Origin of the sequence: Tetragenococcus koreensis (assembly GCF_003795145.1) — a bacterium.
Taxonomy (GTDB): domain Bacteria; phylum Bacillota; class Bacilli; order Lactobacillales; family Enterococcaceae; genus Tetragenococcus; species Tetragenococcus koreensis.
Genome location: NZ_CP027786.1, coordinates 1,998,532 through 2,024,924, shown reverse-complemented (window position 1 = coordinate 2,024,924; position 26,393 = coordinate 1,998,532). Strand labels below are relative to the sequence as shown.

Annotated in this window: 23 protein-coding genes and 1 pseudogene; 16 read left to right on the top strand and 8 right to left on the bottom strand. The window is 37.9% G+C overall.

The window, feature by feature from the left end; all coding sequences use genetic code 11:
• Positions 1–13: 13 nt before the first annotated feature.
• On the bottom strand, positions 14–640 hold the full coding sequence (locus C7K43_RS09735) for a 50S ribosomal protein L25/general stress protein Ctc (protein WP_124006661.1): 627 nt from the start codon (positions 638–640) through the stop codon (positions 14–16).
• A gap of 340 nt (positions 641–980) precedes the next feature.
• Between C7K43_RS09735 and C7K43_RS09730 the strand changes: the two genes are divergently transcribed.
• From C7K43_RS09730 to C7K43_RS09720, 3 genes are all read left to right on the top strand, one after another.
• On the top strand, positions 981–1,673 hold the full coding sequence (locus C7K43_RS09730; protein WP_124006660.1) for a YjjG family noncanonical pyrimidine nucleotidase: 693 nt from the start codon (positions 981–983) through the stop codon (positions 1,671–1,673).
• A gap of 47 nt (positions 1,674–1,720) precedes the next feature.
• Positions 1,721–2,347, top strand: coding sequence for a uridine kinase (gene udk, locus C7K43_RS09725; RefSeq protein WP_124006659.1), 627 nt, complete (start codon positions 1,721–1,723; stop codon positions 2,345–2,347).
• A gap of 226 nt (positions 2,348–2,573) precedes the next feature.
• Positions 2,574–3,836, top strand: a complete 1,263-nt coding sequence (locus tag C7K43_RS09720) for a transposase (protein WP_124006641.1) — start codon at positions 2,574–2,576, stop codon at positions 3,834–3,836.
• Between the two features lie 506 nt (positions 3,837–4,342).
• Here C7K43_RS09720 and C7K43_RS09715 read toward each other — a convergent pair.
• Positions 4,343–5,671: pseudogene (locus C7K43_RS09715) on the bottom strand (ISL3 family transposase).
• A 311-nt stretch (positions 5,672–5,982) separates the two neighbouring features.
• On the bottom strand, positions 5,983–7,341 hold the full coding sequence (locus C7K43_RS09710; protein ID WP_094243264.1) for an IS4 family transposase: 1,359 nt from the start codon (positions 7,339–7,341) through the stop codon (positions 5,983–5,985).
• Between the two features lie 375 nt (positions 7,342–7,716).
• On the opposite strand from C7K43_RS09710, the gene C7K43_RS09705 reads away from it, so the two are divergent.
• The 12 genes from C7K43_RS09705 to C7K43_RS09650 all read left to right on the top strand — a co-directional run bounded on the left by C7K43_RS09705 (position 7,717) and on the right by C7K43_RS09650 (position 20,014).
• Positions 7,717–8,433: a TraX family protein gene (locus tag C7K43_RS09705; RefSeq protein WP_226996649.1), complete on the top strand. Its 717-nt coding sequence runs from the start codon at positions 7,717–7,719 to the stop codon at positions 8,431–8,433.
• A 15-nt stretch (positions 8,434–8,448) separates the two neighbouring features.
• Positions 8,449–9,651: an SH3 domain-containing protein gene (locus C7K43_RS09700; protein WP_124006658.1), complete on the top strand. Its 1,203-nt coding sequence runs from the start codon at positions 8,449–8,451 to the stop codon at positions 9,649–9,651.
• A gap of 81 nt (positions 9,652–9,732) precedes the next feature.
• A complete protein-coding gene (locus C7K43_RS09695; RefSeq protein WP_124006657.1) occupies positions 9,733–10,185 on the top strand; it encodes a YaiI/YqxD family protein in 453 nt (150 codons plus the stop codon).
• 98 nt (positions 10,186–10,283) lie between these two features.
• A complete protein-coding gene (locus C7K43_RS09690) occupies positions 10,284–11,348 on the top strand; it encodes a D-alanine--D-alanine ligase (RefSeq protein WP_124006656.1) in 1,065 nt (354 codons plus the stop codon).
• A gap of 149 nt (positions 11,349–11,497) precedes the next feature.
• Complete coding sequence (locus C7K43_RS09685) at positions 11,498–12,841, top strand: UDP-N-acetylmuramoyl-tripeptide--D-alanyl-D-alanine ligase (protein WP_124006655.1); 1,344 nt, start codon at positions 11,498–11,500, stop codon at positions 12,839–12,841.
• 352 nt (positions 12,842–13,193) lie between these two features.
• Positions 13,194–14,729: a degradosome RNA helicase CshA gene (cshA, locus tag C7K43_RS09680; protein ID WP_168712003.1), complete on the top strand. Its 1,536-nt coding sequence runs from the start codon at positions 13,194–13,196 to the stop codon at positions 14,727–14,729.
• Between the two features lie 121 nt (positions 14,730–14,850).
• Entirely contained in the window at positions 14,851–15,204 is a 354-nt protein-coding gene (acpS, locus tag C7K43_RS09675) for a holo-ACP synthase (protein WP_124006653.1), read from the top strand.
• Between the two features lie 17 nt (positions 15,205–15,221).
• A complete protein-coding gene (alr, locus tag C7K43_RS09670; RefSeq protein ID WP_124006652.1) occupies positions 15,222–16,337 on the top strand; it encodes an alanine racemase in 1,116 nt (371 codons plus the stop codon).
• Positions 16,338–16,342: 5 nt separating this feature from the next.
• Positions 16,343–16,714 carry a type II toxin-antitoxin system PemK/MazF family toxin gene (locus C7K43_RS09665; protein ID WP_124006651.1) on the top strand — a complete coding sequence of 124 codons (372 nt, stop codon included), beginning with the start codon at positions 16,343–16,345 and terminating at the stop codon, positions 16,712–16,714.
• A gap of 16 nt (positions 16,715–16,730) precedes the next feature.
• Positions 16,731–17,021, top strand: coding sequence for a hypothetical protein (locus C7K43_RS09660; protein ID WP_124006650.1), 291 nt, complete (start codon positions 16,731–16,733; stop codon positions 17,019–17,021).
• Between the two features lie 5 nt (positions 17,022–17,026).
• Positions 17,027–17,833 carry a pyrroline-5-carboxylate reductase gene (proC, locus tag C7K43_RS09655; RefSeq protein WP_124006649.1) on the top strand — a complete coding sequence of 269 codons (807 nt, stop codon included), beginning with the start codon at positions 17,027–17,029 and terminating at the stop codon, positions 17,831–17,833.
• 357 nt (positions 17,834–18,190) lie between these two features.
• Complete coding sequence (locus C7K43_RS09650) at positions 18,191–20,014, top strand: APC family permease (RefSeq protein ID WP_124006648.1); 1,824 nt, start codon at positions 18,191–18,193, stop codon at positions 20,012–20,014.
• A gap of 117 nt (positions 20,015–20,131) precedes the next feature.
• Here the strand turns inward: C7K43_RS09650 and C7K43_RS09645 are convergent, their stop codons facing one another.
• Genes C7K43_RS09645 through C7K43_RS09630 form a run of 4 tightly spaced genes read right to left on the bottom strand, consistent with a single transcriptional unit; the run spans position 20,132 to position 23,544 of the window.
• Positions 20,132–20,803: an ABC transporter permease gene (locus C7K43_RS09645; protein WP_124006647.1), complete on the bottom strand. Its 672-nt coding sequence runs from the start codon at positions 20,801–20,803 to the stop codon at positions 20,132–20,134.
• Between the two features lie 6 nt (positions 20,804–20,809).
• Positions 20,810–21,730, bottom strand: coding sequence for an osmoprotectant ABC transporter substrate-binding protein (locus C7K43_RS09640; RefSeq protein WP_124006646.1), 921 nt, complete (start codon positions 21,728–21,730; stop codon positions 20,810–20,812).
• Complete coding sequence (locus C7K43_RS09635) at positions 21,727–22,368, bottom strand: ABC transporter permease (RefSeq protein ID WP_124006645.1); 642 nt, start codon at positions 22,366–22,368, stop codon at positions 21,727–21,729. Before C7K43_RS09635 ends, C7K43_RS09640 begins: the two co-directional genes overlap by 4 nt.
• Before the next feature lie 3 nt (positions 22,369–22,371).
• On the bottom strand, positions 22,372–23,544 hold the full coding sequence (locus tag C7K43_RS09630) for a betaine/proline/choline family ABC transporter ATP-binding protein (RefSeq protein WP_168712002.1): 1,173 nt from the start codon (positions 23,542–23,544) through the stop codon (positions 22,372–22,374).
• Between the two features lie 558 nt (positions 23,545–24,102).
• Here C7K43_RS09630 and queA point away from each other — a divergent pair.
• On the top strand, positions 24,103–25,134 hold the full coding sequence (gene queA / locus C7K43_RS09625; protein WP_124006643.1) for a tRNA preQ1(34) S-adenosylmethionine ribosyltransferase-isomerase QueA: 1,032 nt from the start codon (positions 24,103–24,105) through the stop codon (positions 25,132–25,134).
• A gap of 259 nt (positions 25,135–25,393) precedes the next feature.
• On the opposite strand, the gene C7K43_RS09620 is transcribed toward queA, so the two are convergent.
• Positions 25,394–26,101: a DUF975 family protein gene (locus tag C7K43_RS09620; RefSeq protein WP_124006642.1), complete on the bottom strand. Its 708-nt coding sequence runs from the start codon at positions 26,099–26,101 to the stop codon at positions 25,394–25,396.
• Positions 26,102–26,393: the final 292 nt, after the last annotated feature.

Sequence of the window (26,393 nt, the reverse complement as noted above, 5' to 3'; positions counted from 1 at the left end):
CAAGGTTTTTTTATTATTCTTCTGAATCTTCTTCGCTTTCACCGATTACTTCTGGTTCAGCTTCTTCAGCTTCTTCTTCTGGTTCTTCTTCAATTTCTGGTTCATTAACAGCAGCTACTTGTTCTTCTGCTTCGTTGACAATAGTGTAGTCTTTTGACACTGGAATGTCGCTAATGTTGATAGAATCACCAATTTCTAAAGCAGAGACATCTACTTCGATATTTTCAGGTAATTTATCTGGCGTAGCTGAAACGGTAGCACTGTATAATGTTTGAGTAAGGACACCGCCTGATTTTACACCACTTGATTCGCCGACAAGAACGATTTCTGCATCTACTTCTTGTTCTTCTGACATGTTTACAGATAAGAACTCAACATGGATGATGTGTTGTGTGAATGTATCTGATGAATAATTTTGAACTAAAGTATTCACTTTTTTACCATCGATATTCATCGTGATAACTGAGTTTAGTCCGTTTTCACGTAAAACTCTGTCTAATTCTTGAGCGTCAACAGAAATGGTGGTACTTTCAATTTTGTAACCATTGACAACTGCCGGAACTCTTCCTTCGTGACGCAATTTGTTTCTAATTGAACGTGGACGAACGGCTCTTTTTTCTACTTCTAATGAGACTGCCATAACTTATTTTCCTCCTAAAATTTGTGCTAAACAATACTTTCAAGCAAATATTGGTTACTCGAATACCAAAATGATAATACATGATCGATAAGTTATACAAAAAAAGGGCAGCTTAAATACACAGCTGTCCTTTAATCAATCAACGATAACTTTCTCCACCAGGTCTTAACGCTGTGTGTAGTGAGAAACTTTATTTACTTTGTTACCACTTTAAAAGAAAAAAGCGAATAAGTCAAATCAACATTAAAGTTTATTAATAAATGATGGACGGGTAGCACTCATTGACGTTGTTTCACAATTAAGGTACGATATTCTTCAGTAAAGGGACAAGGAGTATATCATGCGCTATAAAAATTTATTATTTGATGTAGATAATACGTTACTAGATTTTCATGATGCAGAACAACAAGCACTAAAAGCCTTATTTAACGAATTAGGTGTGCCATTGACACCAGAAAATGAAACTTTGTATAAAACAATCAACCAAAAGCGTTGGGAAGAACATGAAAAAGGGAATTTGACTTCTGATGAAGTGGTTAACGGTCGCTTTGGTCTTTTTTTTGAACGTTTGGGTAAAAAAGTAGATAGTGTAAAAACAGAGCAAAGATACCGACAATTTTTGAATCAAGGACATAAAAGAATTGGCAATAGCTTAGAAATTATTCGTGATTTATCGGCTAAAGCTGATTTGTATGTGGTAACAAATGGCTTAGCAAATACCCAATTCCAACGTTTAACCGATGCTAAACTATATCCTTATTTCAAAGATATTTTCATTTCTGAACAAGCCGGTTTCCAAAAACCTATGATTGAATTTTTTGATTATGTCTTTACTCAGGCACCTCATCTACAAAAAGAAGAGACAGTAATTATCGGTGATTCTTTGACATCAGATATTCAAGGCGGAAAAAATGCAGGGATCGATACGATCTGGTTTAATCCAATTGCTGCTGCGGCGGATGCCAAAATAAAACCGACTTTTCAAATTTCTCGCCTAGAAGATATTTATGACGTATTAGCCAGCCCACAATAAGCGATTTGAACAGCTTTTTATGATAAAAAATGAAAGAGGGAAAAATGATGGCAAAGCATAAACCGATTATTATTGGGGTGACAGGAGGTTCTGGTAGCGGAAAAACAAGCGTTAGTCATGCAATTTTAGATCGTTTTCCTAATCATTCAATTACGATGCTTGAACATGATTCTTATTATAAAGACCAAAGTGATCTTCCCTTTGAAGAAAGGCTGAAAACCAATTACGATCACCCATTTGCGTTTGACACCGACTTATTGATCGAACATTTAAATAAATTATTGCATTATGAAACGATCCAAAAGCCTGTCTATGATTACGTAGCTCATACACGTAGCAATAAAATTGAAGTTCAGGAGCCTAAAGAAGTCATTATTCTAGAAGGTATTTTAATTTTAGCGGATGAACGTTTACGTAATATGATGGATATCAAAGTTTATGTAGATACGGATGATGATATTCGGATTATTCGTCGTATTAAACGTGACATAGAAGAAAGAGGACGGACTCTTGATTCGGTAATCAATCAGTATTTATCTGTTGTCAAACCAATGTATCATCAATTTGTTGAACCGACCAAACGCTATGCAGATGTGGTAGTTCCTGAAGGTGGACAAAATCATGTAGCAATTGATTTGATCAATACAAAAATTAGTACGATTTTAGGGGAATAAATCGCGATGTTGAAAGTCCTTGTCTTACAAGGATTAACGATTGTAATAAAAAAGAAATCGGAAGGTAAAACCCTATGAAATGAGGATTTGGCCTTTCCGATTTCTATTTTTTTAGAATTTCACGGTATAAATGAAAATAGAAAAAAGAATCATAAGAAAAGCCGACAAATCGAGCGATTTCCACTATAATAGTAGTAACGACAAAACTAAATAGGAGGCTTTTCTTATGAATTCTGAAACTATTGTACCATACAATATCAACTTATTTGAAGATTTTGATTGCGGACCGCTTCAAGAGTTTGAAGCTCTATTAAATCAGATCCCTTACCAGCACTTGATCCAGGAATTAGATGACCGACGTGCGAGCGGTCGCGATGATTGGCCGAACGAAGCGATGTTTCGCTGCTGGATTGCGATGTTTGTCTTCCATCATCAAGGGCCCACGGAGTTAATCAATGAACTTGAGCGGAATCCTTTTTTACGTCATGCTTGTCATCTTGAACCACGCTACAATCGAAAAAACGGCCGCAAAAGTTTAGCTCCTAGTCCTTCAGCTTTCACACGATTTCAAAGGCGACTGATCGATGTTCAAGACCTGCTCGACGCCCTATTTGCCCATATGACCGAGGAGCTACAAGAAGCGCTCTCCGACCTCGGCGAAAGCTTAGCTTTGGATGGCAAAATTATTGAAGCCTATGCCCAAAGACCGCCAAAAAAGAAAAAATGCGAGGGGCGCCGAGATCACGATGCCAATTATACCCAAAAGTCTTATACCTCTACGACAAAAGAAGGGAAAATCCAAACAAAATCCGCTTGGTTTTATGGTTATCGCGTGCATCTAATCGCCGATGCCAGATATGAGTTGCCCCTTTTATTTCGAGTAACACCCGCGGCGAATGGGGAAAAAACGGTGGCTAAGGAAATGGTGGCCCAAATGCCTTCCTGGCTGGCGGAACGTTGCGACCATTTATCCGCAGATAAAGGCTATGACGGAGGAAAATTACGCGAGATCATTGAAGATCGAGGGATGAAGCCGATCATCGATATCGTAAATCATTGGCAAGGAGAAAGCACCCGACAATATCAAGATACCGACTTCGTTTATACTTATAAAGGTGAAGTTTATTATGTGAGCCATCGAGGAAAGCTTATCCGAGCGCAATACAAGGGGTATCATGCCGCTTCGGACACCCTTCGTTATGAAACGCATCCGAAAAATGGGGCGGGGATTCATCGGGTTTCGATTCCACGCGCCGAAGATCCACGGGTCTTTAACTTGATCGGGCGGGATTCGAAAAAATTTCAACGTTATTATAACGAGCGCTCCGCCGTGGAACGGGTTAACGGCCGGATCGACCGCGATTATCTCTTTGAAGATCATCGGATACGGGGCTTAGCGAAAATGAAATTGCATGTGACCACCACATTTTGCTTGATGTTAGCGAAGAAAAAACGCGCCTTAGCCCAAGAAAAACGACCCGCGGCGTAACTCTCGCCATCATAAAAAAACACGGTGTATTTTTACCCGTGTCTTTCGTGCGCTCTTTTTTAAAGAAAGACTGTTCAAGAAAAAAAGAAAACGTTTATTTTTCCTTATTAAAATGGGAAAAAACGTGGGTTTTCTTCTTTTTATTTCTTTTTTTATCTTTTTTACGAAAAAAATGAAGCAGCGCAAAAGATTCTAGGGAATTAACTCTAGTTATTCGTCTTTTTTTGTGTTAGAATGAACGTTATGCGATGAGCCGAGAAGCCGACGAATCGTCGGTGACCTCAAACAGCGGCATACGAGTATTCACTCCCCTGCCGGATTGCAGGATGCCGGGAAAATGTTCTTGTGGAAGTACATTTCCTACTATAGTTTAGTACTGATAAAGATCTGCTGTTTTAGCTATTTAAGCTAAAACAGCAGATTTTTTTAGGGTCTTTGACAAGTAGTGTTGTTTAAGCAAAACCTTTATAAAAAAGAAGGACTTCGGTTCTTCTTTTTTTGTTATTTTATAGGACTTCCAGGAGCCCTTGTTGAATAAGCACTCGTTTCCGTAAATGTTGGAAGGAACGAAAGCCAAAAGCGACCCGTTGTATGACTTTAATCAGGTTGTTTTTCCCTTCAAGTTTTCCATTCGAATAAGGCTGGGTAAAGGACAACATAATGGCGTTTCGGTATTTAGTTAAGAAACGAAGGGACTTGCGAAACGGTTCTTCTAGCATTTGAGGGAGTTGGTCAATAATGGTAAAGAACTGTTGCGCTTCGCGCTTCTCAAAAGCCTCCAGGAGCCCTTGATAAACTTCATAAGAAGCTTGGAGGACAGGATCAATCGTTAATAAATAATCGACCACTTCGGATTCTGTGACGTATTTTTTGCGAAAAAGAGGAAACTGTTTTAGTTGTTCGTACCCTAAATGTTGATGTTTCTTTTGCAATTGTTTCCAGTATTTTTTTAACTTTCGATAATCTTTCATTTGTTGGGCGTCTCCCTTTTTCAGCTTGTTCATTGAACGAATGCGTTGTTGGTTGAAGGCGCGCGAGATTTGTTGGATGACATGGAAATGATCGATAAGGATCTTCGCCTTCGGGAACACTTGGTGGATCATGGGACTATAAGAAGCATTCATATCCATGACCACATGTTGGACTTTTTGACGGGCTTGGTAAGCAAACCGTTGAAAGTAAGCGACTCATTTGAAGTTTCGACGGTCCTCTAAGATGTCGATGATTTTCCCGGTTTGAGCGTCGCTAAAGATAAAACACATGGCGCCCTCACAATCCTTTGTTCCTTTAAACTCATCGATTAATAAATGCTTAGGCAGATCGTTTGGTCTGAATTGGGGCCCTTTATAGAAGGTATCTAATACACGCTCCACCGTTTTAACCGAAACCAAATAACGCAAAGCAATATCCTTCATAGAAATTTTTTTCTTTAGATCGACGGCAATGGCAAATTTCAAGGCTTGCGAAATATAACAATCTTTAGCGATATAATAGGTTTTGGCGCTAAAGGTATGATGACAGGCTTTACAGTAAAAGCGTTGTTTAAATAATCGCAAGATACTAGGCACTTCCTGATAAGGAAGTAACTGAATATCAGAAGGCTTCAAGGAATGTTTTATAAGAGTGTTCCCTTCATTTATCACACCACAACACTCGCAAGCTTTCGGAGTGTACGTGAGGACACCGTAAAAGACATTGGTCATTCGATGATGAAGGTTTTCTTTTTGAACCGCTTGAGCCGAAAAAAAGATGTGAGGGTCCTTCATATTGAGTAGATTTTTAACCGCTAGGTCTAGATTATTGTCTTTGTTTTTGATATCTTTATAATGAAGCATTTGTTTCCTCCTTTAGATTTTGTGTCCAACTTAATTATAAAGGAAACAAATGCTTTTTTGTTATACAAAAAAATAAGTGCTATCACTCATTCTATGAGTAACAACACTAAATATTATAGACCCTTTTTTTATTCCTTACTAGAAACAGGACGATGTTTAAATATAAAATATTTCAATAACGCTCGTAATAACGTTAGTGCTAAAAATCAAGTGATTTTTAGCACTAACGTTATTTTTTTATAAACTCTGATATAGAGATATTGAACATATTAATTGGAGGCATTCATAGAAGCTGTTACAAAATTAATATCTCAAGTTTCGCACACCAAATCTGGGAGATAAGCCTTGATATAACGGGGCAGAGTATCCACCCAGTGTTGGAGTTGACTTGTAATAAAATCTTGTAATTGGCTTCCTGATTCTTCACTTACCGCTTGAATAATATGTACTAATTCGATAAGAGCAGCGGACCAATCGAGTTCTTTTATTTGATCGCCCAGTTCATAAAATAAGCCACCTAAGGTCCGCTCATCATTGGCACAGCGCTGCTGCCAGCTTAATAAAATATACCGTGTGAACACAATGGTGGTGTGACAAATTAAGGCTTGATAATGTCGCGTTTGTGTTTCTTTAGTCAGATGAAGCAATGATTTCGATGCCTTAAAAAATGTCTCGATGTCCCATCTCGCCGAGTATGTTTTGACCATTTCTTGGGAAGATAAATCCAGATCATCGGTCATAATCGCCAACCAAGCACTTTTCTTATTGTGATTTTTGACAAAAACGATTTTCACGGGATTTTTGCCGGAGCTTGGTTTCACCACAATCGAGGAAATAATCGCTTCTTGTGTATATTCTTTCGTAGATTTGGCATAAAGTTCTTCCAGCTTGTATAAACGTTGATGAAAAAGGTATTTGGTTTTTCCATTTTTCACCATCCCAATGGTGTGAATCCCCATATCGTGTAATTGGTCTATCATTTTAGGGGAAGTAAACCATTTATCCATCAACACATGGGTGGCGTAAATCCCTTGGTTCAAGGCGCGTTGAACCATCTCAAGTGCCACTTCGGGCATTTTACGACTTGATTCGTTGAATCGTTTGGCTCCTACGGTTCGTTGATCTTTTTCTGCTATTGTTTGGTTCACTTTTTTCTTACCGGATAGTAACCCGAAATCAATCGGAATGAAAGAATAGCCATCGGAGAACCCTAAAGTAAGCATACGATACCCTTTGTATCCTTGTTTGAGCGCATGATCCCAAAGACGAGCTAAGCCTGGTACCTCTTGGCTTCGATTACGATAAAACGTCGAATCATCCAAGATCAACGTCCGAATATGGGTTTTCGTATCCGTTAAAGAATGGAGCTTTTCGATGACAGACGCACTAAACCGAAGTAAAAACAGACGCCAGTTGTTATGGGGATTGTTCATCCATCGATACACGGTATCTTTTTTCATGTATTGGTCGCTTTCCCGCCCACTGAGAACTTGGTTTAAGGATTTTCCTTTAAAGACGAGGCTAAAGAGAAAAGTGAATAGAATAGCCACCGAATACCCTTTTTGCTTTTCCATATGGGCTTGTTTTAAAAATTGCGTGACTTTTAATTCAGAAAAAAGGGCTTTTATTTCATTCGGTAATTGATTTTTAATAGCTTTTAAGTGTACCATAAAGGCAAGAACTCCTTTGTTTTTGGTTTGTGGTTAAATCAATTATAAAACAAAAGGAGTTCTTTTTGTATAAAAAGGTAGGCAGTCAATATCAGGACTTTTTTCGACCTAAGAGTTGATAAGACCGTTGTTTAATATCATTTTACATGTGCGAAACTTGAGTTAATATTTTGATAAAAATATTTAATATTAAAAAGAAGCTATCGTATGATATCATGTTTTAAAAATAGATGTTGTGTGAATATTTATTCTTTTGAAGTCTTAGAAAATAATAGTTAATTAGAGAAGCATTTTAAAACAGTTAAGGCAAACTGAAACCACGGAACTGAATATGTACAATATAAAAACCGATTTTTATAAAGAAAGGAAGCCCATTTGGAATATACAATTAAGCCTTCATTTAAACTTTCATTAAATGCGAACGCATTAAAAATCATCGCAGTGACGGCGATGATCGTTGATCATTCCACGTTTTGGTTGGTTCCAAGCAATTCGTCACTCTATGTTATTTTACGTATGTTTGGTAGACTCGCAGCACCGATTATGTGTTACCTTATTTCAGAAGGTTACTTTCATACATCCAATAAGAAAAAATATTTTAAAAGATTATTCATTTTTGCTTTACTCTCTCATTATCCCTATATCCTTTATTTTAATTTAACCTCTTTGCAAGCAACCAGCGTCATTTGGGGATTGTTTATGGGGTTGTTAGCACTATCTACAAGTCAATCGAAAGTGATGCCTATACCGGTAAAAATTCTGGTGATTTTAATGTGCTGTCTATTGTCTTGGACGGCTGACTGGAATTATATTAGCGTGTTATGGATTTTAGCCTTTGGTATTTTTAGAAAAAATTTTTCTTTACAAATGCTTAGTTTTACTTTGATTGGCATGCTTTTTTATGTCTTACCTGGTTTTTCAATCACGGATGGTAATGCCATTTTTCGTTTAGGTATTTTGCTGGTGGTTCCATTACTGACGATTTATGATGGTACACGAGGGAAAAAATCTTTCCTAATGAAGTGGGGATTTTACATTGTCTATCCTGTTCATCTCCTGGTTTTATATGTACTAAGATATTATATTTTTTGAGGGGAGAGATAGTGGATGAAAAAGAATAAAAAAATTATTTTCGGCTTATCATTGCTGCTTATCGTAGTTGTAGGGGTTAGTTTGGCGATTGTTATTCAACTAGATAATCCATTCGCAAATGAATCCGAAAATTCAACGGTTGTGAACGAATCTTCAGAAGAAGCTCGTTCAACGACGACTGATACCTCTCAAGAGTCATCAGAAGAATCATCGGAAGGATCGACTGGGCCTGAAGAGAATCCCTATGAGGGTGAGTTTGAATTACCTATTGTTAATGCTTCCGGTTATGCACCGGTCGATCTAGCGGTAAAAAGTCAAGCGGATTCGGATGCAGAGACAGAGGAGACCCTGGAACCAGGAACGGCGTTTAAAATTTTACAAGAAGACGGCGACTGGTGGGAGATTGAATGGGAAGGTACGCAAGGTTGGGTCGAACATCAATATGCCTTTATCAATTTACCTGATGTACTGCCATCTGCGGCTTATGATAACACCAATACGTATTCGTCATTATATCGCTCTTCAGGTGTTGATATACCAGAGGTGACCAACGCGACTTTATATGATGGGAAAGCCGATAATGAAAGACTTGGAAAAGAAGAATTTGTCATCCCTGTTTTATATACCACGGCCAAAAAAATTTCCAACGCCCAATCCCAGGCGCTAGAAAATGGCGAAACGTTGCTTATTTATGAGACCTATCGTCCGCATAACGCACAAGAAAAGGTTTTTGATCAGCTAACGAAATTGGCAGATACAAATGATACGGTAAATGCAGGGGCAGATACGCCACCTTGGGCGATGTCCTGGTTCATTAATGATGAAGTATCCAATCATCAAATGGGTTTTGCCATTGATGTGAGTTTAGCCCAAATTGATGAACAGGAAACGACTTTTTATGGGGATTATTCCGTAGATGTTGTAGAGGACTATACGGAATATGATATGCCCACACCGATGCATGAATTAAGCTCAGCCTCTGCCGTTTTTACTCATCCAGTGACCTCATTTGACCCAGATGCTTGGAAAGAAGCTGAACTTCGGCCTGAGATGAACCAAGCAGCACTTGCCCTGCAAGAATATTTTGTTAACGCAGAGATGACGCCTCTTGCTTCTGAATGGTGGCATTTTAATGACCTTGAAGCACGAGAAGAGGTTAAAGATCATAAGAGCGATGGTGAATATACGATTACAGATGTGCTTAGTACCGAACCGTAGCATCGAAAATGATTTATGTTCAGTTTAGCGATAATAGCGGCCTCTTTTTTACAAATAGTAAGGTTAAAGGAAGCGATAGTAATGCGATTAATGATTGATGGGGACGGCTCTCCGGTAAAAGAAGAAGTCATTCAATTAGGAAAAAAATTTCAGTTACCTGTTTTAATTGTGACTAGTATTGATCATTATACAAATAAAGAAGAGCCAGAATTTGTTCATTTTATTTATGTAGATAAAGGGGCAGAGCAAGCAGATTATGAGATTGTGAAATTGGTCGAACCCAATGATATTTTGGTTACCCAAGATTATGGGTTAGCTTCATTAGCTTTACCCAAAGGAGCCCGGGTATTTCATCATTCTGGTGAGGAATATAAAAAAGAAACAATTGATATTTTATTAAACCAACGATATATGAGCGCTCAGATGCGTAAAGCAGGGAAAAAGACAAAAGGTCCTAAAGCTTTCACAAAAAAAGATCGCGAACATTTTTTTATGGTATTAAATGAATTTTTAGCAAAAGAACTTGGCAAATAAAAAGGATAAAATAAAAAAACATGTTCGGTATTAACATTTTGTGCTAAAATATATGAGAAATAAATTGAAAGTGACACTCGGATATAGGAGGAAAAGCTTTGAAAATTATTTTATTATATGGAGGACAAAGTGCAGAGCATGATGTGTCGATACTTTCGGCTTTTTCTGTGCTCAGTGCAGTTTATTATAATTATTACCAAGTTCAACTGGTTTATATTACAAAAGATGGCCAATGGGTTAAAGGACCTTTACTGAATGAAAAACCAGCTTCAGAAGAAGTGCTTCATCTTCATTGGGGAAGTGCAGGGGATACTGATAAATTAATTCAACCTTGCCAAATTAAAGAAGAGGATGCTATTGTGTTACCGATTCTTCATGGTCCAAACGGCGAAGACGGAACCATTCAAGGTTTCCTTGAAACAATTGATATGCCTTATATCGGGGCAGGTGTAATGACCAGTGCCGGTTGTATGGATAAAATTATGACCAAATATATTTTATATGCGGTCGATATTCCCCAAGTTCCTTATGTTCCTGTGCTGAAAAGTCAGTGGAAAGAAAATCCTAAAAAGATTTTTGAACAATGTGAAGGAACGCTACTTTATCCGATGTTTGTTAAACCTGCTAATATGGGTTCAAGTGTCGGTATAACGAAAGCTCACGATCGCGAAGAATTACAGCAAGCGTTGGTTGAAGCTTATCGCTATGATTCGCGCGTGGTAATTGAACAAAGCATCGAAGCGCGTGAGATTGAAGTAGCAATTCTAGGTAATGAGGATGTACGAACGACGCTTCCAGGTGAAATCGTCAAAGACGTTGCCTTTTATGACTATAATTCAAAATATATCGATAACAATATTAAAATGCAGATCCCAGCACAGATTCCTGAAGAAGCCCAAGCAAAAGCGCGAGAATATGCAAAAATAGCTTATACGACTTTAGGTGGCAGTGGCTTGGCCCGTTGTGATTTCTTTTTAACTAATAAGAATGAACTATTTTTAAATGAAGTAAATACCATGCCTGGTTTTACGCAATTTAGTATGTATCCTTCATTATGGGAAAAAACGGGATTACCTTATGGGGATTTGATTGAAGAATTGATTCAACTTGGTTTGAACCAATACAATCAAAAGAAAAAATTTCGCATCGATGTAGGGGAATAGAAGATAAAACAAGGCACATACATTTAAGGTGTAGTGTCTTGTTTTTTGTACCTACATTCATAGGTGAACCTGTGTGAATTAAACACTTCACAACGAATTAGCAAGATAAAAAGATAAAAAATGAATGCTAAATATATCAAGGAGAAAATATGAACTTAACGGTTAAAGAAATTGCAGAAGTCTTGGGAGGCTCCCAGGATAGTACTCAGATGATTACCAATGTCGAATTTGATAGTAGGAAAATAATTCCCAATAGTCTCTTTGTTCCATTAAAAGGGACCCTTGATGGCCATCAGTTTGCTGAACAGGCAAAAGAAAACGGAGCCGTTGCAACACTTTGGAGCGAAGATATAAGCAAAGCGCCGGAAGGTCTATTTGTTTTTTCAGTGTCAGATACGAAAAAAGCCTTTCAAAAATTGGCAAGTTATTATCGAAAAAGAGTTGCTCCTAAAGTTGTGGCTATTACTGGAAGTAACGGCAAAACAACGACTAAGGACATGACAGAAGCGGTTTTGGCACAAAAATATCAAACATATAAAACGCAAGGAAATTATAATAATGATTTGGGCTTACCATATACGATTTTACATATGCCTGAAACAACAGAAGTTTTAGTGCTGGAGATGGGAATGGACCATGCGGGTGATTTAACACTACTTTCTCAGATTGGTAAACCAGATGCAGCGGCAATTACTTTAATCGGTGAGGCGCATATTGAAAGCCTAGGTTCACGAAGTGGTATTGCTAAAGGTAAGATGGAAATTACTGCAGGCTTAAAAAAAGATGGGATTTTATTTATACCTGCAGATGAACCTTTATTACAACCGCTTGTTTCTTCCCTAAGCCAAAAAATAGTAACTTTTGGGTTAACAGAAGGAACGGTTCAAGCAAAAGTATTAAAAACTACCAAAGAGAGTACGGAGTTTGCGATTGGCGAACAAAACTTCCTGATCCCGGTTATCGGCAGGTATAATGTCAAAAACGCATTAGTTGCTTATAGCTTTGGTCATTATTTTGGGTTGAGCGATGACGAGATTGCAACCGGCTTAAAGAATTTTCAACTGACCAAAGATCGCACCCAGTGGAGTAAGGCGTTTAATGGGGCGGATATCTTAAGCGATGTATATAATGCAAATCCGACAGCGATGGGGCTGGTGCTTGATAGTTTTGCTGAGCTACCGCTGCCAGGCAGAAAAATCATCGTGCTAGCAGATATGCTTGAATTAGGAAATGACTCTAGACAAATGCATATGCAGATGGCGCAACATATCACAGATGCTTTTGCGGAAGTTTATCTATTTGGGCCGGAAATGAATGCTTTATATCATTCTTTAAAAGATAAACGTGACCATATTTATTACTTTGCCCATGAAAATAAAAAAGAACTAATTGAAACGATCAAAAAAGACATACAGCCGCAAGATTCGCTACTTTTAAAAGGAAGTAACGGGATGGGATTAGCAGAAGTTATTACAGCTTTACAAAAAAAGTGAAATTAAATCTGGAAACTTGCTGAAAGTTTCAAATCATGTTATACTGTTAAACGTGCCGAAAGATGAAGTATAATTGAAATAACTGATAAATAAACCAACCTTTTTATAGGTTATAGAAATAGCAAAATTCGTCAGAATAAATTCAAATGAATGAGGCTAAGACAAAAAAAGAACTGGTTTTGTCCTAGCCTTTTCTAATGCCTTCAAGAAGCGGTTTTTCGGTAGAAACGATGCTTTTAATTTATATTCAGGGACAAGATTGTAAGCTATCGCAGAAAAAGACTGACGCTTCATAAAAGTGAGAGAGAAAAAATAGCAACCCTTTCTCATGTTTCTAAAGAGGAGGATTTATTTGAAATTTAAAGAACTAGATTTATCACAGGTCTTATTAGACGCTGTACAAAAAAGCGGTTTTGAAGAAGCAACACCGATTCAAGAAGAAACCATTCCATTAGCCATGCAAGGTAAAGATGTGATTGGACAGGCGCAAACAGGTACTGGTAAAACAGCTGCTTTTGGTTTGCCTATGTTAGAAAAAATCGATACTAACAAAAAACAAATTCAAGGATTGGTTATTTCGCCAACGCGGGAGCTAGCGATTCAAACACAAGAAGAACTATTCCGTTTAGGTAAAGAGAAAAAAATTAAGGTACAAGCAGTCTACGGTGGTGCTGATATTGGACGTCAAATTCGCCAATTAAAAGATCATCCACATATTGTAGTAGGAACACCTGGCCGGATGCTTGACCATATCAACCGCCGTACGTTGAAGCTTTCTACCGTGGAAACATTGGTGCTGGATGAAGCAGATGAAATGCTGAATATGGGCTTTTTGGAAGATATCGAAAAAATTATTGCCCAAGTCCCTGATAAACGACAAACATTACTGTTTTCAGCTACCATGCCTAAAGAAATTAAATCTATCGGTGTGAAATTTATGAAAGATCCACATCACGTTCAGATCAAAGCAAAAGAAATGACTGCTGATTCGATTGATCAATATTATGTACGTGCCAAAGATTATGAAAAATTCGACATTATGACTCGACTTTTTGATGTTCAATTACCAGAATTAACGCTTATTTTTGGTCGTACAAAACGTCGTGTGGATGAAATAGCACGCGGATTAGAAGCACGTGGCTACAAAGCAGAAGGAATCCACGGTGACCTTTCGCAACAAAAACGTATGAGCGTATTACGGTCATTTAAAAAAGGTCAACTGGATATTTTAGTTGCAACAGACGTGGCTGCTAGAGGTTTGGATATTTCTGGTGTGACGCATGTTTATAATTATGATATCCCACAAGATCCGGAAAGTTATGTTCACCGTATCGGTCGGACAGGACGTGCTGGAAAAAGCGGTGTTTCTGTTACTTTTGTGACGCCAAATGAAATGAATTATCTACATGTTATTGAAAACTTGACGAAAAAACGTATGACGCCGATGCGTCCACCTTCTGATAAGGAAGCGTTTAAAGGACAAGTTACTCAAGCGGTAGAAACGATCGACGAAAAAATGGCTGAAAATGGTTTGGACAAGTATAGCAAAGAAGCTAATGACTTGTTAGAACGTTATTCAGCACAAGATCTAGCTGCTTTATTATTGAAGACCTTAGCCAAAGATCCTGCTGACGTTGTGCCAGTAAAAATTACTCCGGAACGTCCTTTACCTAAGGGCAAGGGTAAACAAAACAAAGGACAAGGCCGCCGTAAGAACTACTCACGTGACCGTGATAATGGAAATTATCGGCAAGATCGTCGTAAAAATAATAAAGACTACCATAAGAAAAATAATAAGGGACCTGGTAATAAAGAAGGTCAACCTAAAAAGAGCCGACGTGGAAGTGAAAAGAAACAAGATTTTGTTATCCGAAACGGCAAAAATTAAGTAAAAATGATTGAGAAAATTTAATTTTCTCAATCATTTTTTTGTTTTAGCGTAAATATTCTATAGTTTTTCAAAAAAATTTGATAGAATAAGTGTAAATTCTAAGAAAAGAGTAAACGAGATGATTTATGGTACTGGCTTAGACGTCGTTGAATTAGGACGTATCAAAAATATAATTCATGAAAAACCCAAATTAATCAAACGCATTTTGACTGAAAAGGAATACCAATTATTTTCACAGCTATCTGCTAAACGACAGATTGAGTTTTTAGGTGGCCGTTTCGCTTGCAAAGAAGCATTTGCAAAGGCTTGGGGTACAGGTATTGGAAAAATATCCTTACAAGAAATTGAAGTTTTGCCCAACTCTGCGGGGGCCCCAGTGGTCACTGCTTCACCTTTCACAGAAGGAGCGGTATTTGTCTCTATCACTCATACGGATGAATTGGCTTTGGCACAAATTGTTTTGGAAACATAGAAAGAAGGAAAAGTATTTTGGCTATCTCATATCACCGTCCTACAAAAGCAATCATTGATTTAAATGCTATCCAACAAAATGTTGCACAGGAAAAGCAACGGCATGCCGATAAGGCAATTTTTGCCGTGGTTAAAGCAGATGGTTATGGTCATGGCGCCGTTCCTATTGCTCAGGCAGCTTTGAAAGCTGGTGCTGAAGGTTTTTGTACGGCTACGCTTGACGAAGCACTGGAGTTGCGCCACAATGGGCTTACCCACCCCATTCTTATTTTAGGTATTATCTCACCAGCAGATGTTCGCTTAGCAGCGGCTTACAATCTATCTGTACCGGTGGCAGAAATAGGCTGGCTAAAAGAAGCAGCTAGTTATTTAGCAGATACTTCTTTAACACTGCGTATACATATCAAAGCAGATACCGGCATGGGACGGATCGGCTTTTTAAATTCTGACGAAATTAATCAGGCAATAGAAGTGATTGAAAAACAAGAACACTTTTATTGGGAAGGCATCTTCACGCATTTTGCGACAGCAGATCAAGAAGATGCACAATATTTTCAAGCACAAAGTCAATGCTTTAATGATATATTGCAGGCTTTGCCCTATAAGCCTAAATATATTCATACAGCTAATAGTGCGACTGCTATGTGGCACGAAGATGTAGGCAACATGGTCCGTTTAGGGATAGCAATGTATGGACTAAATCCCTCAGGAACTGCACTTGAACCAACTTATCCACTACAACCAGCTCTTTCTTTAGTATCGGAGATTGTCCAAACGAAAAAATTACCTAAGGGATTTGGTATTGGCTACGGGAAAACGTATGAAACAAATAAAGAAGAATGGATTGCTACTATTCCAATTGGTTATGCAGATGGGTATACTCGTCAAATGCAAGGATTTCACGTGTTAATTAGTGGAGAACCTTGCGAAGTTGTGGGTCGTGTATGCATGGATCAAATTATGGTGCGTTTACCAAAAAAAATAGAAGAAGGAACGAAAGTAACGTTAGTTGGAAAAGATGGAACAAAAGAAATCACCTTGCAAGATATCGCTGCATATGAAGGTACGAACAATTATGAAGTGGCTTGCTTAATTTCAGGACGTGTACCAAGAGAATATGTGGGAAAAGGATGATGTCTATGATAAAACGCGGAGAGATTTACTACGCAGATTTATCTCCAGTCGTAGGTTCAGAACAAGGCGGTGTTCGCCCTGTTCTGATTGTTTCTAACGATTTGGGCAATTATTTTAGCCCAACGGTCATTGTAGCTGCTGTAACGGCAAAAATGGAGAAATCAAAATTACCTACGCATATCGATATTGAAAAAACGAACAAAGGATTAGATAAAGATTCGGTCATTTTGTTAGAACAAATCCGCACGATTGATAAAACACGATTAAAAGAAAAAGTGTGTGTATTAGAAGAAGAGACTATGGAAAAAGCTAATGAAGCACTGAAAATTAGTGTGGGAATCGATATCGTCATTAATGAAGAAGGGCTCAGTACATAAAAGAGCAGGTGAAAACTTGGGCTATCTGGTTGTTATCATTACAATAGGACTACTGTTGTTTTTTGTTTATAACCAAATTCAACATATTTTACGTAAAACAGAAAAACAAGTGATTCGCGGTTACTATTTACTTGTTTCTAAGAAAAAAGCAGAAGATCTAGGGAAATGGTACGGAGTCTTTCAACAAGGTGAAAAAGAGCACATCTGTGAATTATCATTTTCTTTATACTTACATTTGCAAGTGCCGCAAAGAGGATATTTGCACGCTGAAAATGGCAAAGTGATCACATTTAAAACAGAGGAGTGAGTAAAGTGAAACATACGATCGGGTTTTATGGAGCAGGTAATATGGCTCAAGCAATTATTTCTGGGTTGATTAACTCTGGATTTTACCAAAAAGAAGAGATCTATGTTTATAATCATCGCTATGAACCGACCTTAAAAAAGGTAGAGGAAACTTATGGTATCCAGGTAATTTTGCGGGAAGAGGAATTGTTTCAGCAGTCTGATCTGATTATCTTCGCGGTAAAACCGACGATCTTAACTCAGATACTTCCGCAAATAAACCCTTATTTACAAAAGGAGCACGTGCTCGTTTCAATTGCAGCCGGTGTAAGTATTCAACAAATTGAAAAGTTAACTGGGCCGCATAAGATTATTCGTGCTATGCCAAATACACCTGCGATGGTGAACCAGGCGATGTCATCCATTTCACCCAATAAACTTACCACTCAAGAAGAAATACAACTTGTAGTAGATGTGTTCGACAGTTTTGGGAAAGCAAAGGTTGTTTCAGAAGAATTAATTGATGCTGTCGTGGGCGTTTCCGGATCTGCACCAGCTTATGTTTACTTATTTATTGAAGCTTTAGCTGATGGCGCTGTTTTAGAAGGATTGCCCAGAGACGATGCTTATGAATTTGCAACTCAAGCAGTTTTAGGTGCTGCTAAAATGGTAGAAGATACAGGAAAACATCCAGGAGAGTTAAAAGATATGGTGACTTCACCTAAGGGGACCACTATTGCAGCGGTTCAGTCTTTAGAAGAAAGTAATTTTCGTGCGAGTGTCATGAAGGCAGTTGAAGCTGCCGCCAAGAAAAACCATGAAATGAACAAATAATAAAATAAAGCAGAGCGTTTGCTAACGTTCTGCTTTTTTTTGTGCCTTAAGAAAAAGTATATGCTTAATCACCGTGGTATAGATTACATATATTTACACCAAGTGGTTTACCGTAAAGGTCGTTGCTTTGACCAATAGAATAAATTTTTAATTTTCAGAAAAGATTCCTTTCCTTAGAAAAGCTGATGGAAAATGCAGTTTACCTAAAAAAATACTATGGATATAACCGATAACTCTAATTGACTTTTACTTGGAATAGGCGTAAATTCATTTTTAATAAAAAGGACTTAAACGCCTGATATTAAGCTTTTTTAGCTTATAAAATAATTTTATTGTTGGGTAAATGAGGAGAAAAAAGTGAAACATTTAAAACGTCTTTTAGTAGGTAAACCGTTAAAATCTGAAGAAAACGATGAACAAAGTTTAAGTAAATTCGCTGCGTTAGCTTTGCTTTCTTCAGATGCATTATCGTCCATAGCTTATGGGACAGAACAAATTGTGGTTGTGTTAGTCACACTTTCAGTTGCTGCGATTTGGTATTCACTGCCAATTGCTGCTTTTGTAATTATTTTATTAGTTTCTTTAACATTGTCTTATAGGCAAATTATTCATGCGTATCCTCATGGTGGTGGCGCCTATGTTGTTAGTAGCGAGAACCTTGGTGAAAAAGCGGGGCTTGTCGCAGGAGGTTCATTATTAATTGACTATATGTTAACGGTTGCTGTATCTGTCTCTGCTGGCGCTGAAGCGATTATATCAGCTATTCCAGCTTTATACGGTCATCAAGTAGGCATTTCTGCTGTGATTGTCTTACTGATTATGATGGTGAATTTACGCGGTCTTAGAGAATCGGCTAGTTTTTTGATGATTCCTGTATATACTTTCATCGTTATAATTATTGCTTTAATCTTTGTAGGGTTATTTAAAATCACTGCTGGTATAGTTCCACTTAATGCAACCGCTGTTCCGGGAACTGCAATTTCAGGTATCTCTTTAGCTTTGATTTTGCGTGCTTTTTCTTCTGGCTCTTCTTCTTTAACAGGAGTGGAAGCGATTAGTAATGCAGTTCCTTTTTTCAAAAAACCGCGTGCTAAAAATGCTGCAGCTACCTTAGCCATTATGGCGATGATTTTAGGTTTTTTCTTTGTCGGAATTACCTTTATTAACTATTGGTATGGAATTGTGCCTGAAAAAGAAGTGACTGTGTTATCACAAATTGGTGAGGCCGTTTTTGGACATGGTTTTCTTTACTATCTGTTACAGTTTGCAACAGCTTTTATTTTAGCCGTCGCTGCTAACACGGGCTTTTCAGCTTTTCCAGTTTTGGCTTACAACTTAGCTAAAGATAAATTTATGCCTCATATGTATCAGGATCGAGGCGACCGTTTAGGGTATTCTAATGGGATTATAACTTTAGCAGCAGGTTCTATTGTACTATTGTTTATTTTCCAAGGATCAACGGAGCGACTAATCCCACTGTATTCAATTGGAGTCTTTATTCCTTTTGCTTTATCTCAGTCAGGAATGGTTGTTAAATGGTATAATGAGAAGATTTCATGGTTGAAAAAATCATTTGCAAATATTGTGGGCGCGTTCATTTCATTTGCTATTATTGTCATTTTATTTGTCTATCGTTTGGATGATATCTGGCCATTTTTTATCATTATGCCTGTACTACTCTTCATTTTTTATAAAATCCATGACCATTATCAAAACGTCTCTGAACAGTTACGAGTAGAAGAGGCGGTAAAACTACACAAATATAAAGGGAACACAGTGATTGTTTTAGTAGGAAATGTGACAAAAGTAAATATTGGCGCTTTAGACTATGCACGTTCTATTGGAGATACAGTGATTGCGATGCATGTATCGTTGGAAGAAGATGCACAAAAAGAAAAGCAAATCGAGAATGAATTTAAAAACCTTTTTCCTGGTGTCCATTTTACTGCTGTACGAACGTCATACCGTTCGATTGAAAATCCTGTTATTCGATATGTAGATTTGGTTAGTAAAGAAGCTAGAAAGCAAGACCATACAACAACGGTTATCATTTCTCAATTTGTCCCAAGGCATCGCTGGCAAAATATCTTACACAACCAAACGAATTTACGCTTACAATTTCGACTTTCTTGGCGACAACATATTATTGTTAGTACCTATAGTTATCACTTGAAAAAATAGTCAAAGTTCTGACTTATTAATCTAAGAATGATCCATATTCAAATATAAAAAGGACCAAACGATAATTTCCGTTTGGTCCCTTTCTCATTTATTTAAACAAATAATTTTTAGACGCCTTTAGCTTCTGCTGGTACGACTCGATGGGTCTAATTGATGCTCAATCAACCCTAACAGCCAATCAGTTACAATGGACATTAAAGCGGTGGGTAAAGCCCCCGCTAGAATAATCGCAGCGCCATCTGTCGCGTTGGTCCCACGGACAATGATATCTCCTAATCCACCCGCGCCCACGAAAGTACCAATCGCGGTAATCCCAATGGCAAGCACTAAAGCATTTCGAACGCCGGCCATGATCACAGAAATAGATAAGGGCAATTCGATCATATAAAGGCGTTGCCAGGCCGTCATGCCCATTCCTTTCCCTACGTCTAAGGCATTCTTATCTACTTGGGTCATGCCCGTGTACGTATTCTTAATAATCGGTAACAATGAATATAAAAATACGGTGATAATAACCACATTGACGCCCAACCCAAAGGCAAACATTAGGATGGAGATCATTGCCAAGGCAGGGACAGTTTGGATAACATTTGCAACCCGAACCACCCAGCTAGCTAATGTCTTTCGCTTTGAGATCATAATGCCAATCGGAATGCCGATGATGGCAGCGAATATCACGCCATAAAGCGAGATTAAGAAGTGACGAACAAATTGAGAAAAAACGTAACTCCCGTTTTCTTGAAAGTAATAAACAAATTGCTGCATTAGATTCATTTGACTCATATCCATCTTCTATCACTCCTCATCTTCAAAATAATTATTTTCTTGTAAGAAACGTTCAGCTACAATTGATGGTTCGACTAAGTTATTGTCCGACTCGTAATTTAATTCTTGCATCGTCTCTGTATCAATCGTGCCCGCTAAGCGGTCGATCGCTTCTTTTACTTCGGGTTCTCTTTCGGCCAATTCGCCTTTGATGATAGGAGAGGCGTCATATGGTGGAAAGAATTGACGATCATCTTCTAACATCACTAGACCATAACTGGCGATCCGACCATCTGTTGAGTACCCTAATACCGCATCCATCCGATGTGCGGCTACAGCATCATAGACCAAACCAATCTGCATAGGCATGATCGAATCAAATTCAAAACCGTATTCTTCTGTAAAACCTGGGTATCCATCCCCTTCACGGGTCATCCAAGCGCGGTCAGCTCCTACTGTTAATTCGTCGGCAACAGCTTCTAAATCGCTCACTGTCTCTAAGTTATATTCTTCTGCTGTATCTTTACGTACTAAGAAAACATAAGTGTTATCAAAGCCAAAGGAATCCATCCACTCTTGGTTGTAACGTTCTTTAAATTCTTTTTTTACAACTTCTAATGCCTTAGCAGGATCTTTTTCCGGCGGTAAAAGTAGCGTAGATGCAATATCTGTTCCGGTATAGCGGATAGCTGAAACATCTGCGTCACCATTCATCATTGCTTCGTGGGTAATATTGGTCGTTCCTAAGTTATTGATCACAGTCGTTTGTTTATCCGTATAATGTTCGATCATTCCTGCAACCATACTACCCATAATCTGCATTTCGGTCGTAATCCCGCCTGTAATAGCGATTGTATCGTCAGATTGGTTTGATGCTAGACCAGGGAAAGAACAACCGGCTAGTAAAAGCAGCCCGCCTAAAAATAAAAGGAAATGTTTTATTTTTTTCATTGTTCACTTTCCCCCCTTAAAGAAATTGGAGTAAGGAATGTTTCTAATTTTTCTAGTAAGTAATCGGCGATTAACGCCAGTAAAATCGCTGGAATCGTACCGCCGATAATCAATTCGGGTTGATAGTTGTCCAAACCACTAAAGATGAGAACCCCTAAACCCCCGGCACCGATATAAGAAGCAAGTGTGGCCCAAGCAATTACATAAGTGGCGGCTAAACGTACACCTGCCATGATCGTAGGAACTGCAATCGGTAATTCAACACTTCTAATTGATTGAAGATTGGTCATGCCCATTCCTTTGGCAACATCGACAATATTGGGATCAACATTTTGCATGCCAATATAAGTATTACGTAAAATCGGCAGTAGGGAATAAATAAATAATGCAACGATCGCAGGGGCACGCCCGACGCCCAAAAATGGGATCATTAAGGTAAGCAGAGCGAGTGCCGGGATCGTTTGTAAGGCACTGGCCGTACTGATTACGATACCGGCGATTTTGTTTGTTCTTGTCAATAAAACGCCTAAAGGGATCGCAACGACTGCCCCTAAAAGAAGGGCCATAAATGAAATGACAATGTGTTCCAGTAAATTACTCATTAATTGTGAACCATACTCTGAAAAGAAGGCTTGCATAATCTAGACCTCCTTAGTTTCTTCTGGCTTAAATGACTCGACAGCCTCTCGAATGGATTGTTCTTCTCCCCATAATACATCGTAAACAATATCCACTAAGGAAGCGCGTGTTAAAATACCGACGACGCGCTGTTTATTATCTACGACAGGGACGTATTTCAATCCACGTTTTAAAATGCGCTGTAAGGTATTACGTAAAAGTGTATCTTCTTTCACAGAGGAAACCTCGGTTTTTATGATATCGCCCACGCTGGTGGTCTGATCACTTTTTTGATTGATCGATTCGATATCGATGAATCCTTTTAAAATTTCCCGATTGTCGGTAACCAATAAGGTATCCACTCGTTTTTCACGCATCAATGTAATGGCTTCTTGCAAGGATTTTTCTGAAGTAATGGTCACTGCTGTGGTCATCACATCTTTAACCAACGTATTATCAGGCTGTGCTTGCATGAGACGGTCTTCTCCGATCAATTCTTCTACAAAGTCATTGGCCGGATGTTGTAAAATATTTTCTGGCGTATCATACTGAATGACTTTTCCTTCACTCATGATGGCGACATGATCGGCTAATTTTAACGCTTCGTCCATATCGTGTGTGACAAAGATAATGGTTTTTTCCAACCGTTTATTCAAATCTTTGATTAAATCTTGCAAAGAATCACGGGTAATCGGATCTAACGCACCGAACGGTTCATCCATTAAAATAATATCTTGATCCGCGGCTAATGCACGGATCACACCAATTCTTTGTTGTTGCCCACCTGATAATTCATTCGGGTAACGATCTAACATTTCCTCGGGCATCTCTACCAAATTAATCAAACGCTCTGCCGTTTTTTTTCGTTCCTCTTGTGGCGTTTTTAGTAGTTTGGGGACAACAGTAATGTTATCGCGAATTGTCATATGAGGCATCAGTCCGATATTTTGGATCACATAGCCGATTCTGCGTCGTAACTCTACAGGATTAATATCAGTGATATTTTGACTGTCGATCAAAATTTTCCCTTTAGTCGGGTCAGTCATACGATTGACCATTCGCATACAGGTTGTTTTCCCGCTTCCGCTTGTCCCAATCAAACAAACCATTTCTCCTGTTTCAACGGTAAAGGAGATATCGTCGACCGCTTTTTTTCCGCCTTTATAGATTTTTGATACATCTTGAAATTCAATCAAATTTTCCACCCTCAAACTTTTTTATTTGTTCCGGCTATTATATATATAGTATGCATAAAAAATGAAAAAAATACAACAGTTAAACTCAAAAAAGCAAACATTTAGCGTTATATAAGGGATCAAGTGGAATAATTTACGAACGAAAAATAGTTAATAATACTAAATAATTTGTCAAAGGCTTATATATAGTAAGTAAATATGCAAGCTTTGAATAATGAAAACAATTCAAAGAAAGCGCTTTACGGTAACTTATTTATTAATATTATGTTTGCTTTCTCTTTTGTGAATTGTCTTATCCAGATATTTCATTTTTATAAGGGGTTACAGGTTGAGCATCCTACTTAGCACAGTCAATGATGAAGCCATGGTTCCATAAGTAATCGCTTCTTTTAAATTAGAAAATTTTTTTTAAGCGCTATGAACCACTTTGTTAGCTGTTATAGAGGAACGCTATAGCTTTATTATAACACAGCTTTTATTACGAAAATCAGTTACCTTTGAAGCAATGAAAAAAAGTGCTAAAATATGTAACAGATTGTTTAGAAAAGAGTGAAAATAATGTTAACCACAGAAGATTTTGATTTTGACTTGCCCGAAGAGTTAATTGCGCAAACGCCATTAACAGATCGTTCAAGTTCACGTTTATTAGTATTAGATTCAAAAACTGGAAAAATGCAAGACAAACATTTTTATGATATTATCGACGAATTACATCCAGGCGACGCCCTAGTGATGAACGATACACGAGTCTTGCCTGCTCGTTTGTATGGACAAAAAGAGGACACTGGCGGACATCTTGAGGTATTATTATTAAACAATACTGAAGGTGACGTTTGGGAAACTCTAGTTAAGCCGGCTAAACGGGCTAAAGCGGGAACCAAAATTAGCTTTGGCGATGGACGCTTAAAAGCGGTAGTGGAAGAAGAGCTTGAACATGGTGGACGAATGATTCGTTTTAGCTATGAAGGGATCTTTTTAGAAAATTTGGAAGCTTTAGGTGAAATGCCTTTGCCACCATATATTAAAAAGAAATTGGATGACCCAGAGCGTTATCAAACGGTTTATGCCAAGGAAAATGGCTCTGCTGCAGCTCCAACAGCGGGGTTACACTTTACTGAAGAACTGTTAAATAAGATCCAAGAAAAAGGAATCGAATTGGTATATCTAACGCTGCATGTTGGTTTAGGGACCTTTCGACCTGTTAGCGTAGAAAATATTGAAGATCACGATATGCATAGTGAATTTTATCGTCTGACTGAAGATTCGGCAGAACGTTTGAATCAAGTAAAAAATGAAGGTGGCAGAATTGTTGCTGTAGGAACCACATCCATTCGTACACTTGAAACGATTGGTACAAAATTTGAGGGTAAGATCAAAGCAGATAGTGGTTGGACAGATATTTTTATCACACCAGGCTACCAATGGAAAATCGTTGATGCTTTTTCGACAAATTTCCACTTGCCTAAATCAACTCTTGTAATGATGGTTAGCGCCTTTGCGGGCCGCGACAATATTTTAACAGCTTATCAACACGCCGTTGAAGAAAGGTACCGTTTCTTTAGCTTTGGCGACGCGATGTTTGTTAAATAAGAAAATTAGAATCAAATACCTTCACGTTTATCAAATACTGTTATTTTTGAGGGCATTTTTGTCTTTGCTGTTTGTTCAAGGCTGAGTGAATAGTACTTTTCTTTTTGGGCTGCACATTCAACCTGCGAACAAACATTACTTTTTATTCTCCATCTTAATACTTCTGAGGAAGGTTTTGATGTTTCAATGATTAAAAATGAAAAAAATAAGATCGCACTTTTTTTACGAAGTGCGATCTTATTTTTTGTATTAGGTTTGTTTATTCTTTAGGTAAATTATTATAAAAGGCTGCTTTTGTAGCATAGATATACGGCATTAGCCATAGATAACCAATTCCAAAAGTAAGAAGACAAAGAATGTGCCAGCCGATAAAACTTAAATCCAAGAAGAATAATTTTGCTTTAAAACCATCCATTAAATGACGACTAGCAGTGATTGAATCAAGATAACGAGGGGTTTGTCCGGTTTCTTCATAGGTGTCATAATAAATATAATAACTTTGTGAATAAGAATACCCCTTAATAACTCCTGGGATGACGAGTAACAAGGACCACAGAAATTGGAAAATTGCCGTCAACAGATAAATAACAAGGACTGCTAAAGCATAAGGAGCACGGAAGGTACGGAAAACATCTTTAAATGGTTGAATGACTATTTTTTTACCACGTAAAACATCTAAAAAAGTCCAACTAATGGCAACTGTGAAAAAAGTAGTGATCAAGCCTGAAATGAATCCGCTAGAACCGCCGGTAGAGCCATTCGAACCTGTAGAATAATTGGTGTAATACGTACCGGAATCATTCATAATTTGGACGTTTTGACCAAGAAATAGTATAGCAGGAATTAGGATAATTGCAGCAATAACAATCGTGATTAAAACAGGTACTAAGTTCATTAGCACACTTTCTTTCCAACGCCCTTTCAACATTTTTCTAGCTTCTGCACGTATTTCCGCATTTGATTTCATATATATACTCCTCTACATATAAGGTTAGTTACCTTAATTTACAATTAGTATACCAAAGGTAACTAAAAAGAAAAACTAGAAAGGTCTCATTAAGAATAAATCGCGATGTTGAAAGTCCTTGTCTTACAAGGATTAACGATTGTAATAAAAAAGAAATCGGAAGGTAAAACCCTATGAAATGAGGATTTGGCCTTTCCGATTTCTATTTTTTTAGAATTTCACGGTATAAATGAAAATAGAAAAAAGAATCATAAGAAAAGCCGACAAATCGAGCGATTTCCACTATAATAGT